We start from the raw sequence: 11720 nt of genomic DNA, 5'->3' as shown, positions 1-11720 counted from the left end.
CCGGCGGACCGTGCCGCAGACGCGGGGTCTGATGAGGCACCGGCGCTTCCCTGCGGCCTGCTCCGCCGGACAGACCCTAGCCGGACCCCCCGACACCCAGGATGTGGCAATACCCACACGTCGAAGCGCCTCTGTTGTACGAACCCTCCTTTCCCTCAGCCCGTCGGATACGTCAGGATCGGCTTCCATGGACCTGCTGACGACGCTGGTGGACAAGGGGCTGCGGCGCGAGCTGCCGACCCGCGAAGAGGCGCTGGCCGTGCTGGCCACCTCCGACGACGATCTCCTCGATGTGGTGGCCGCCGCCGGGAAGGTGCGCCGGCACTGGTTCGGGCGGCGGGTGAAGCTCAACTATCTGGTCAATCTGAAGTCGGGCCTGTGCCCCGAGGACTGCTCCTACTGTTCGCAGCGCCTCGGCTCCACCACCGGCATCCTGAAGTACACCTGGCTCAAGCCGGACGAGGCCTCGAAGGCCGCGGCGGCCGGTCTGGCCGGGGGCGCCAAGCGGGTCTGCCTGGTGGCGTCCGGGCGCGGTCCGACGGACCGGGACGTGGACCGGGTGGCCGGCACGATCAAGGCGATCAAGGACCAGAACGAGGGCGTCGAGGTGTGCGCCTGCCTGGGCCTGCTCTCCGACGGCCAGGCGGAGCGGCTGCGCGAGGCCGGGGCCGACGCCTACAACCACAACCTGAACACCTCCGAGGCCACCTACGGCGACATCACCACCACCCACACCTACGAGGACCGGGTCGACACGGTCCAGAAGGCCCACGCCGCCGGGCTGTCCGCCTGCTCGGGCCTGATCGCGGGCATGGGCGAGAGCGACGCGGACCTCGTCGACGTCGTCTTCTCCCTCCGTGACCTCGACCCGGACTCGGTTCCGGTCAACTTCCTCATCCCGGTCGAGGGCACCCCGCTGGCCAAGGAGTGGAACCTCACCCCGCAGCGTTGCCTCCGCATTCTGGCGATGGTCCGGTTCGTGTGCCCGGACGCGGAGGTGCGCATCGCCGGTGGCCGCGAGGTCCATCTGCGCACGATGCAGCCGCTCGCCCTGAACCTCGCCAACTCGATCTTTCTCGGCGACTACCTCACCACCGAGGGCCAGGCCGGTCAGGCCGACCTCGACATGATCGCCGACGCCGGCTTCGAGATCGAGGGCTCCGACCAGGTGACGCTGCCGGAGCACCGGGCGGCCGACGGCGGCTGCGGCACCGCGTCGGCGGGGTCGTGCGGCACGGAGGCGGGCGCCTGCGCCTCGGACGCGGCGACGCCGGAACCGCGTACGGACCTGGTCACCGTTCGACGCCGAGGTGCCGGAACGGACCTCGCGCCCAATGCCTGACCTGCCCCTGTCCGACCTGCTCGACCTGGACCGGCGCCACGTCTGGCATCCGTACGGGCCCATGCCGGGCCGGGTCGAACCGCTCGTCGTGGAGTCGGCGAGCGGGGTGCGGCTGCGGCTGGCCGGCGGGGTGGGTGAGCTGGTCGACGGGATGTCGTCCTGGTGGTCGGCGATCCACGGCTACAACCACCCGGTGCTCAACGAGGCGGCGCGCGAGCAGCTCTCGCGGATGAGCCACGTCATGTTCGGCGGGCTCACCCACGAGCCCGCCGTACGGCTGGCGAAGCTCCTTGTCGACTTGTCGCCGGAGGGACTCGAGCACGTCTTCCTCGCCGACTCCGGGTCGGTGTCGGTAGAGGTCGCCGTCAAGATGTGTCTGCAGTACTGGCGTTCTCTGGGCCGTCCCGCCAAGCAGCGCCTGCTGACCTGGCGCGGCGGCTACCACGGCGACACCTGGCAGCCGATGTCCGTGTGCGACCCCGACGGCGGCATGCACGAGCTGTGGCAGGGCGTCCTGCCCCGCCAGGTCTTCGCGGACGCGCCACCCACGGAGTACGAGGAGTCGTACGCCGACCACCTGCGCTCCACGATCGAGCGGCACGCCGACGAACTGGCCGCCGTGATCGTCGAACCGGTGGTGCAGGGCGCGGGCGGGATGCGGTTCCACTCCCCCGCCTATCTGCGGGTACTGCGCGAAGCGTGCGACGCGTACGGCGTGCTCCTCGTGTTCGACGAGATCGCCACCGGGTTCGGGCGGACGGGCGCGCTGTTCGCGGCGGAGCACGCGGCGGTGACGCCGGATGTGATGTGCGTGGGCAAGGCGCTGACCGGCGGCTATCTGACGATGGCGGCGACCCTGTGCACGGCACGGGTGGCCGACGGCATCTCGCGCGGCGAGGTCCCGGTGCTCGCCCACGGCCCGACCTTCATGGGCAACCCGCTGGCGGCGGCCGTGGCCTGTGCCTCGATCGGGCTGCTGCTCGACCAGGACTGGCAGGCGGAGGTCAAACGCATCGAGACCGGACTCCGGGACGGGCTCTCCGCGGCGGCGGAACTTCCCGGGGTCCGGGACGTACGCGTACTGGGCGCGATCGGGGTGGTGCAGCTCGACCACGAGGTGGACATGGCGGCGGCCACGGCGGCGGCCGTGCGCGAGGGCGTCTGGCTGCGGCCGTTCCGCGACCTCGTCTACACCATGCCGCCGTACGTCACCGGCGACGCGGACGTCGCCCGGATCGCGCGCGCGGTGTGCGCGGCGGCACAGGAGGGATGAGCATGCCGATCCTGGTGATCACGGGGACGGGCACGGAGGTCGGCAAGACGGTCACGACGGCCGCCGTCGCCGCCACGGCCCTCGCGGCGGGCCGCACGGTCGCCGTGCTCAAGCCCGCGCAGACAGGGGTACGTCCGCACGAGCGCGGGGACGCCGACGAGGTCGCGCGGCTCGCGGGCGCCGTACGGACCCTCGAACTCGCCCGCTATCCGGACCCGTTGGCCCCCGCGACGGCCGCTCGCCGGGCCTCGATGCCCCCGGTACGGCCGGCCGAGGTGGCGGAGGCCGCCGCGAAACTGGCCGCCGAGTACGACGTGGTCCTGGTGGAGGGCGCCGGCGGCCTGCTCGTACGCTTCGACGAGGAGGGCGGCACCCTGGCGGACGCGGCCCAACTGCTGGACGCCCCGGTCCTGGTCGTCGCGTCGGCGGGCCTGGGCACCCTCAACGCGACGGAACTGACGGCCCGTGAACTCGCCCGCAGAGACGTCAGCTTGACGGGCATCGTCATCGGCAGCTGGCCCGACTCCCCGGACCTGGCGGCCCGTTGCAACCTGGCCGACCTGCCGTTGGTCGCCGGGGCCCCTCTGCTCGGGGCGCTGCCAGCGGGGGCGGGGGCGCTCTTCCCGGCCAACTTCCGCACGAAGGCCGGGCATTGGCTGGCGCCGGCACTGGGCGGAACATGGGACGCGGCGGATTTCACGGGGCGCGAAGGGCCCCTTCCTTAGGGGCGCGGGGCTGAATCGATCTGCGGCTCCGCCGCGGGCGCGACCGGCCCCACCGGCGGCAGGCCAACTCACAACCGCTCCTCCCCCAACAACCGCACCAACTCGATCCGCGACCGGATCCCCAACCGCGAGAACACCCCCCGCAGATGGTGATCGATCGTCCGCGGACTCAACGCCAGCCGAACAGCGATCTCCCGATTGGTCGCACCATCCGCAGCCATCCGCGCGACCATCAGCTGTTGCGCCGTAAGGCGAGCAGTGAGATCCGCCGGCCTCGACGTGATCGTCACCGGCGCACCCAGCGCCCGCAGCTCCGCCCGTGCCTGCGTCGCACAGTGCGGCGCACCGAACGTCTCGAACGCCTCCAAGGCGCTGTGCAGCCGGTCACGGGCCTCGGTCCGCCGGCGCAGCCGGCGCAACGCGCTGCCGAACAGCAGTTCCGTGCGGGCACGTTCGAAGTCACGCGTGCCGTGGCCGTGCAGGTCGAGGGCCATGCGGTAGTGATCGACCGCTTCGGCGCCGGGGGCGAGCAGCGCGCGGCAGCGGGCGCTGAGGGCCAGGTCGTCGGGGCTGCGGACGGCGGTGGCCCAGCGGTCGTAGTCGGCGTGGGCGGCCCGGGCGACGCGGGTGTCACCGGTGCGGACGGCGGCCTCGACGTAGTGCGGGGTGGCCAGATGCCGGATGGCCCGGTGGCCGTGACCGGGGCCGAATCCGGCGAGGGCGCGCAGCCGGGCGGCGGCGCTCTCGAAGCGGCCGGTGGAGAGGTCGAGGAAGGCGAGCGCCCACAGGGCGAGCGCGGCGGGCAGACCCAGACCGTGGGCCCGGGCGTGGGTACGGGCGGCCTCGGCGCGTTCCCGGCAGACCTCGCCGTCGCCGGTCACCGCCGCGAACATGGCGAGGGCGGCCTGCAGATGACAGGCACCGTTGTCCTGACCGGTGGCGTACGCCTGCCAGAGGGCGTCGGCCGCGGCGGCCTCGGCGGCGCGTGGGCGTCCGGTCCAGAAGTCGGCGTAGGCCCGGAACTCCATGGCCTGTGGGACGGTCACCGTCTCGCCCCGGGCGCGGGCGGAGGCGGCGGCCCGTACGGTGGCGCGTTCGGCGCCGGAGTGGTCGCCGAGGAGCAGCGCGGCGATGCCGGAGTGGATGAGCAGGGTGGGGTCGCCACCGGGACCGCAACGCCCGGCGGCGGCCTTGAGGAGGTTGCGGGCGTCCTCGTACCGTCCCTCGACGGCGGCGGCGAGTCCCGCGAGGGTGCCGGGCGGGATGATGCCGAGCCGTGCGGCCACGGTGGCCGCCTCCCGGCAGCGGCGGAGGTCGCCGGTGTAGACGGCGGCCTCGGTGGCACGTGCCAACAGGTGCACGGCGACGTCCAGAGCGGGGTTCGGGACGCTGCGCGACGACTGTGAGTCCGGGTGCGGGTACCGGGTCGCGTACGGGTACGCATAGGGGTCGTCCGGTGGGCCGAATCGTTCCGGTGTGCCGGAGTGAGGCCCTTGATCCTCGGCGGAACGATTCAGCGAGCTCCCCTGCTCCAGCGCGGCCCGCGCGTGCCGGACCGCGGCCGTCAGCAGCCCGTCGAAGGCCTCGGTCGCGTTGCCCGACCGCAGGGCGAGCATCCCGTTGAGCGCGCTCTCGTCCGAGGACGCCACCAGACCGCGGGCCCGGTCCCCGTCACCGCGGTGCCAGGCGTCGGCGGCGGCCCGCGAGAGCAGCCGGGACCGTTCGCGCGGGTCGGGCGAGAGGGCGGCGGCGCGCTCGCCGAGGGCGCCGGCCAGGAGGTGGTCGCCCAGCTCACGGGCCTCGTGCGCGGCACCGCCCAGTTCGGCGGCGAGCCGTGCACTGGGACCGAGGGCGCCGGCGCCCCGGTGCCAGGAGCGCCGGGGCGTCTCGGCGTCACCGTGCAGGACACGGGCCAGCAGTTGGTGCACGTCGCGCCGGGCCGCCGAGGACCCGGACTCGTAGGCCGCGATGCGCGTCCACGCGTCGCGGAAGACGACTCCGCTCGCCGTCGCGTGGGCGATCCCGGCCGCCTCGGCGGCTTCGAGGGCGCCGGTGTCGAGGTGGGCCGCGGCGACCGCGCGCAGGAAGGCGTGGGTCGCCACCGGGTACTGGTCGGCGGCGGCGAGGAGGAGCAGCAGGCGGGTGTCGTCGGGCAGGACACGGATCGCCCGGCGGTGCGCGCGCAGCAGTTCGGGGGCGAGCGTGGCGGGTTCCGCCGGGAGCGGATCGAGTCCCGCCGCCTGCCGCTCGGTGAGGAGCGGGACGAGTTCGGCGGCGGCCCGCGGATCGCCGTACGCGGCACGCAGGACGCGCACGCGGACGCCTTCGGGAAGTGGGGGGCCGAGCTGCTGCCACGCGTCCGTGAGCTCCGGTGGCGAAGTGCGCGGCTGAGGCGGGGGGTTCACCGAGGTCACCACGCCACTCACGTTACTGGCGAGTTACAAGGCACGTAAAGACCGGCGATTTCACCGATGCGGCGCGCGTAGACCCGGCCTGACACTCCAGCCAACCCCACGCATATCAGGAGGCACCATGCAGCGCCATATGCGACGCGTCACAGCAGCCGTCTCGGCCGTCGTGTCCTCGATGCTCCTGTCCCTCTCGCTCGCCGCGACACCCGCCCAGGCCGCGACCCACAATCCGATCGTCTTCGTGCACGGCATCAGCAGCTCGTCGAGCAGCTGGAACGACTGGGTCGCCGACTTCAAGGCCGACGGCTACACGGCCTCCGAGCTGGACGCCTGGTCGTACTCCTGGTCCCAGTCCAACGTCACGACGGCCCAGCAACTGGCCACCGAGGTCAAGAGAGTTCTGGCCGCGACGGGCGCCTCGAAGGTCGACCTCGTCGTCCACTCCATGGGCGCGCTCAGCGCTCGCTACTACCTCAAGAACCTCGGCGGAACCGCGTCCGTCGACGACTTCGTCTCCACGGCCGGTACCAACCACGGCACGTCGCTCGCCTCCTTGTGCGCGTGGCTGTACACCTCTTGCTCCGAGATGAACACGGGAAGTTCGTTCCTCACCTCGCTGAACTCGGGCGACGAGACGCCGGGCAGTGTGTCGTACGCCAGTTACTGGTCCAACTGCGACGAGGCGCTCAACCCGGACACGACCGCGATCCTGAGCGGCGCCACGAACGTCGAGGTCGGCTGTGTCTCGCACGACGAGATGAACAACGACTACGGCGTCTACTCGCAGGTCCGCGACTTCATCGCCTGATCCCGCCGGATACGGCCTGATTCCGCCGGTTTCCGGCGACAGCGAGGGTGCGCGGGTCCCGTGCGGGGGACAATCGCGGTGAGGCCATTCCTCCTCAGGAGGTCCCCATGCCGCTACGGTCCACCGCAGGCTCCGGCAAGGTGCCGCGGGATCCCGTGCACCATCCGCTGTTCGCCCGTTACTACGCCCGGCTCAGCGTGGCCGCCGAGACGGGCATCGGCCTGGGCGCCCTGCGGCAGCGGCTGCTCGCCGGGCTCTCCGGACGGGTGATCGAGATCGGCGCCGGCAACGGGCTGAACTTCGCGCACTATCCGGGCACGGTCTCGGAGGTCGTCGCGATCGAACCCGAGCGCCTGCTGCGGCAGCTGGCCGTGGAAGCGGCGATGCGTGCCGAAGTGCCCGTCGATGTCGTCCCGGGCATGGCCGAGGCGCTGCCCGTGAAGGGCGAGGCCTTCGACGCGGTCGTGTTCTCGCTGGTGCTGTGCAGTGTCCGGGACGTGTCCCGGGCGCTCGGTGAGGTACGGCGGGTGCTGCGGCCCGGTGGCGAGGTGCGGTTCCTGGAGCACGGTGCCGGGGGCGGGCCCGCGATGCGGTTCACTCAGCGCGCCCTCGACCGCACGGTGTGGCCCGCGCTCGCCGGCGGCTGTCATGTGGCCCGGGACCCCATCGCCGCGCTGCGCGACGCCGGGTTCGAACTCGGCCCGTACAAGCGGCTGTCGCTGCCCGAGAAGGGGCCGCGGCTGCCCACCTCGTACTGCGTGCTGGGCAGCGCACGCCGTCCCCCTCAGCCGGGAGCGGAGCCCGGCCCGTAGACAGAGCCGGACCCCTTACAGGCTCCACTGGCGCAGTTCGTGCGCGATGTCGTGCACCGAGGCGTTGCCGGTCTTCACCAGCCGGGCCAGGTCACGCACCTGCTCGGGCGAGGTGACGACCTTGACCCCGCTGGCGATGAGGTAGGCGTAGGCGACCGCGGACGCGAACAGCGCGTTGGAGCGCTCCAACGCGGGCACGTGCAGCAGGAGTTGGAGCAGGGCGGCGGCCCGGGCGTGGGGGTTGTCGTAGACGGGGATGTCGAATATCTCGGCCTCGTGGCGGGCGACGGCGGCCACCAGGGCGCCCCAGTCGGAGACCTGGGGGTCTCCGGGCGTCTTCCGTTCCGCGATCATGAGGAGCCAGGCGAGGTCGATCCTGAGGTTGTCCAAGGGTTCAGTGACGACCTTCGCGCTTGCCTTCGCGGTCCGTGCCGAACTCCTCGGCGAAGACGGACTCGTACTGCTTCATGAAATCGGCGGCGGCCTCCACGAAGGTGTGACCCGCCTCGCCGGTGTCCTGCTGGACCAGCTCTTCTATGTAGCGGTTGACGCTCATTCCACGGGACAGGGCTTTTTCGCGCGCCGCGCGGGCGGTGCCCTCGTCCACCCGGACGTTCAGCTGAGTCTTGGCCATACCACGAAGCTAGCGCGAGAGTGCTAGCACCCGCAAGGGGGCCACCCCAGAGCGAAAAGGGATACCGGGTGTGCGCCTCGTCACACTACGCTCGGCCGGGACAAGGAACGAGGGGCGTCGGCACGACATCGGGACGGCCACGACCAGCACAAGCTACCGAAGGAGACAGCCTTGTCCACACCTGCTGCGGAGCACGCCCCCGGGCACGCGGAGGCGGACGGGACCGCGGCCCGCGCCCGCGCGCTGACCAAGGCGTACGGCTCGGGCGAGACGACCGTGCTCGCCCTCGACTCGGTCGACGTGGACATCGCGCGCGGGCGCTTCACCGCGGTCATGGGGCCCTCGGGGTCGGGCAAGTCCACGTTGATGCACTGTCTGGCGGGGCTCGACACCGTGTCGGCGGGGCAGGTGTGGCTCGGCGACACGGAGATCACGGGGCTGAAGGACCGCGACCTGACCCGGCTGCGGCGGGACCGGATCGGGTTCATGTTCCAGTCGTTCAACCTGATCCCGACCCTGAACGCCGTCGAGAACATCACCCTGCCGATGGACATCGCGGGCCAGAAGCCCGACCAGAAGTGGCTGGACCAGGTCATCGACACCCTGGGGCTGCGGGACCGGCTGAAGCACCGGCCGGCCCAGCTCTCCGGCGGGCAGCAGCAGCGCGTGGCCTGTGCCCGGGCGCTCGCCTCGCGCCCCGAGCTGATCTTCGCGGACGAGCCGACCGGCAACCTCGACTCCCGCGCCGGGCTCGAAGTCCTCGGCTTCCTGCGCGAGGCCGTCGACGACCTCGGCCAGACGGTCGTCATGGTGACCCACGACCCGGGCGCCGCCGCCCACTCCGACCTGGTGCTCTTCCTCGCCGACGGCCGGATCGTGGACGAGATGGCCCGGCCCACGGCGGAGGCGGTCCTGGAGCGCATGCGCCTCTTCTCCGGAGGACCGGGACAGCCCCAGGCCGGCTCCCCCGACGCCCCCGGCGACGCGGGCGCCCCTTCCCTCACCAAGCCCACCGACGAGGACTGACACCCCGTGCTCAAGGCAACGCTCAGGAGTTTCCTCGCCCACAAGGGCAGACTGCTGCTCTCCGCGCTGGCCGTCGTCCTGTCCGTGGCGTTCGTCGCGGGCAGCCTCATCTTCTCCGACACGGTCACCCGAACCTTCGACCGGCTCTTCGCCTCCACGTCCGCCGACGTCACGGTGAACCCCCGGAAGGACTTCGAGTCGTCGGTGCCGTCCGGCGAGGTCCTCACCCTCCCCGCCTCGCTGGCGCGGCGGGTCGCCGGTGTCGACGGCGTCGAGGAGGCCCACGCGGACGCGTCCGTCGACAACCTCACCGTGGTCGACGACCACAACGAGTCGGTCTCACCGACCTCCGGCGCCCCGACCATCGCCACCGACTGGTACCTCACCGACCGCAGCCCCGTCGAACTCACCTCCGGTCACGTCCCCCGGGGCGACGGCGAGGCGCTGCTGGACGCGGACACCGCCGACAGCAAGGACGTGGGGATCGGCGACACGCTCACCGTCCAGGCGCAGCCGGGGTCGTTCAACGTCAGGATCGTCGGGATCGCCACCTTCACCACCACCAACCCGGGCGCGGCGCTGCTCTTCCTGGACCCGAAGACCGCGCCGACCATGCTGTTGGGTGCGCCGGGCCGGGCCACGAGCATCTCGGTGACCGCCGCGAGCGGGGTGAGCGACGCCGAACTGAAGAGCCGTATCGCGCAACAGATCGGCACCAGCGACTACGAGTTGGAGACGGCCGCCGAACAGGCCGAGTCCGCCGCGGCCCAACTCGGCGGATTCCTCGACGTGATCAAGTACGTGATGCTGGGCTTCGCCGGGATCGCTGTGCTCGTCGGGGTCTTCCTGATCGTCAACACCTTCTCGATGCTGATCGCCCAACGCACCCGCGAACTGGGCCTGTTGCGGGCGCTCGGCGCCGACCGGCGGCAGGTGCGCCGGTCCGTGCTGACGGAGGCGGTACTGCTCGGCCTGGTCGGCTCGACGCTCGGCCTCGCCGCCGGGATCGGGCTCGCGGCCGGACTGATCCAGCTGATGAGCGCGTTCGGCATGAACCTCACGTCGGCCGACATGGTGGTGGGCTGGGTTACTCCCGTGTCGTCGTACGCCGTCGGGCTCGGGGTCACCTTCGTGGCGGCCTATCTGCCGGCCCGGCGAGCCGCGGTGGTCTCCCCCATGGCCGCGCTATCGGACGCCGAGATCGCGGGCGTGGGGCGGCCGTTGCGGGTACGGGCGGTGGTCGGCGCGATCGTCGGGGCACTCGGGGCCGCCGCACTCGTGGGCTGTGCCACGGCCGGTGAGACATCGACCTCCGCCTCCCTGCTGGGACTCGGTGTCGTCCTCACGCTCGTCGCGACGGTCATCGCGGGCCCGCTGCTGGTCCGGCCGGTCATCCGGGTCCTCGGCGGCGCGTTCCCGGCGATCTTCGGGCCGGTCGGCCGGATGAGCCAGCGCAACGCCCTGCGCAATCCCCGCCGTACGGGGGCCACGGCCGCCGCGCTGATGGTCGGCCTCGCCCTGGTCGGCGGAATGTCCGTGGCCAGCGCCTCGATGACCAAGTCCTTCGACCAGCAGATCGACAGGACACTGGGCGCCGACTTCGTCGTGCAGAACGACAACTTCGTGCCGTTCCCCCGGGAACTCACCGCCAAGGTGCGGGCCACGGACGGTGTCGGTCTCGTCGTACGGCAGCGGTTCGTGCCGGTCGCGGTGCGGTTCCCGGACGGCAAGCGCCTCGAAACCACGGCCGCCGGGTACGACGCGCGGCTCGACGACGTCGCCCATGTCGCCTACGCCCGGGGCGACACGGCCGCCGCGCTCGCGGACGGCCACCTGGCGATGTCCGCCGACTACGCCAAGGACCACGGCGTGCGCGTCGGCACGGTGCTGCCGGTGGAGTTCCCGGACGGGGGCCGGACCGAACTGACGGTCGGCGCCCTCACCGACCAGGACAGCGCCGAGGGGTTCGGCACGCAGGGCGGGATCTACTTCGGGATCGCCGTCGCCGAGAAGTACGTGCCGGGCGGCCAGGACTCCGCGTTGTACGTCAACGCCTCGAACGGCACGAGCGCCGACTCGCTGCGTCCCGCGCTGGAGCGGACCCTCGACCCGTATCCGCAGGTCAAGGCGCGTGACCAGGCCGACTACAAGGAACTGATCCGTAACCAGATCGCCGTACTGCTCTACCTCGTGTACGCGCTGCTGGGGCTGGCCATCGTCATCGCGGTGCTCGGCGTGGTCAACACCCTCGCCCTGTCGGTCGTGGAGCGCACGCGCGAGATCGGGCTGCTGCGGGCCATCGGACTGTCCCGGCGGCAGCTGCGCCGGATGATCCGGCTGGAGTCGGTGGTGATCGCCGTGTTCGGTGCGGTGCTCGGGCTGGGGCTGGGGCTGGTGTGGGGCGTGTGCATCCACCGGGTGCTGGCTCTGCAGGGCATGGAGGCACTGGCGATTCCCTGGGGAACGATCGTCGCGGTGGTCGTGGGTTCGGCGGTGGTCGGCATCGTGGCCGCGCTGCTGCCCGCCCTGCGTGCGTCCCGGATGAACGTACTGGCGGCGATCGCGCACGAGTGACGGGCGATACGTGCAGTCGTGTCGCCGCCGATCGGGTTGTGCGTACGGCGTGGCGCGGGCCGGGAAGTGACTGCCGGTCAGCCGATCAAATACCTGGTCAGAGCTTTGTTGCTCG

General features: G+C 71.9%; 10 protein-coding genes. 7 read left to right on the top strand and 3 right to left on the bottom strand.

Annotated features, from left to right (window positions below; all coding sequences use genetic code 11):
• The first annotated feature begins 187 nt into the window (after positions 1-187).
• Genes bioB through bioD form a run of 3 tightly spaced genes read left to right on the top strand, consistent with a single transcriptional unit; the run spans position 188 to position 3340 of the window.
• Positions 188-1342, top strand: a complete 1155-nt coding sequence (gene bioB, locus ACW4TU_RS39125) for a biotin synthase BioB (protein ID WP_457421277.1) — start codon at positions 188-190, stop codon at positions 1340-1342.
• Positions 1335-2615, top strand: a complete 1281-nt coding sequence (locus ACW4TU_RS39120) for an adenosylmethionine--8-amino-7-oxononanoate transaminase (protein ID WP_457421275.1) — start codon at positions 1335-1337, stop codon at positions 2613-2615. Before bioB ends, ACW4TU_RS39120 begins: the two co-directional genes overlap by 8 nt.
• Positions 2616-2617: 2 nt before the next feature.
• Positions 2618-3340, top strand: coding sequence for a dethiobiotin synthase (gene bioD, locus ACW4TU_RS39115; RefSeq protein ID WP_457430540.1), 723 nt, complete (start codon positions 2618-2620; stop codon positions 3338-3340).
• A 68-nt stretch (positions 3341-3408) separates the two neighbouring features.
• On the opposite strand, the gene ACW4TU_RS39110 is transcribed toward bioD, so the two are convergent.
• Positions 3409-5757 carry a helix-turn-helix transcriptional regulator gene (locus tag ACW4TU_RS39110; RefSeq protein WP_457421273.1) on the bottom strand — a complete coding sequence of 783 codons (2349 nt, stop codon included), beginning with the start codon at positions 5755-5757 and terminating at the stop codon, positions 3409-3411.
• Positions 5758-5872: 115 nt separating this feature from the next.
• Here ACW4TU_RS39110 and ACW4TU_RS39105 point away from each other — a divergent pair, with 115 nt between their 5' ends.
• Together ACW4TU_RS39105 and ACW4TU_RS39100 are read left to right on the top strand one after the other, a co-directional pair.
• A complete protein-coding gene (locus ACW4TU_RS39105) occupies positions 5873-6559 on the top strand; it encodes an esterase/lipase family protein (protein ID WP_457421271.1) in 687 nt (228 codons plus the stop codon).
• A 107-nt stretch (positions 6560-6666) separates the two neighbouring features.
• A complete protein-coding gene (locus ACW4TU_RS39100) occupies positions 6667-7371 on the top strand; it encodes a class I SAM-dependent methyltransferase (protein ID WP_457421269.1) in 705 nt (234 codons plus the stop codon).
• Between the two features lie 15 nt (positions 7372-7386).
• Here ACW4TU_RS39100 and ACW4TU_RS39095 read toward each other — a convergent pair whose 3' ends face one another.
• Together ACW4TU_RS39095 and ACW4TU_RS39090 are read right to left on the bottom strand one after the other, a co-directional pair.
• On the bottom strand, positions 7387-7761 hold the full coding sequence (locus tag ACW4TU_RS39095; RefSeq protein ID WP_164323466.1) for a fic family toxin-antitoxin system, toxin component: 375 nt from the start codon (positions 7759-7761) through the stop codon (positions 7387-7389).
• A 4-nt stretch (positions 7762-7765) separates the two neighbouring features.
• Positions 7766-8005 (bottom strand): toxin-antitoxin system HicB family antitoxin, encoded by a 240-nt coding sequence (locus ACW4TU_RS39090; RefSeq protein ID WP_164323469.1) that lies wholly within the window; start codon positions 8003-8005, stop codon positions 7766-7768.
• 171 nt (positions 8006-8176) lie between these two features.
• Here ACW4TU_RS39090 and ACW4TU_RS39085 point away from each other — a divergent pair, with 171 nt between their 5' ends.
• Together ACW4TU_RS39085 and ACW4TU_RS39080 are read left to right on the top strand one after the other, a co-directional pair.
• Entirely contained in the window at positions 8177-9031 is an 855-nt protein-coding gene (locus ACW4TU_RS39085) for an ABC transporter ATP-binding protein (RefSeq protein WP_457421267.1), read from the top strand.
• Positions 9032-9037: 6 nt separating this feature from the next.
• On the top strand, positions 9038-11605 hold the full coding sequence (locus ACW4TU_RS39080) for an ABC transporter permease (RefSeq protein ID WP_457421265.1): 2568 nt from the start codon (positions 9038-9040) through the stop codon (positions 11603-11605).
• The last annotated feature ends 115 nt before the right edge of the window (positions 11606-11720 follow it).

This window comes from Streptomyces kryoterrae, assembly GCF_054072135.1.
Note: the sequence above shows the minus strand (reverse complement) of the source record. Positions and strands in the feature narration are given on the sequence as shown.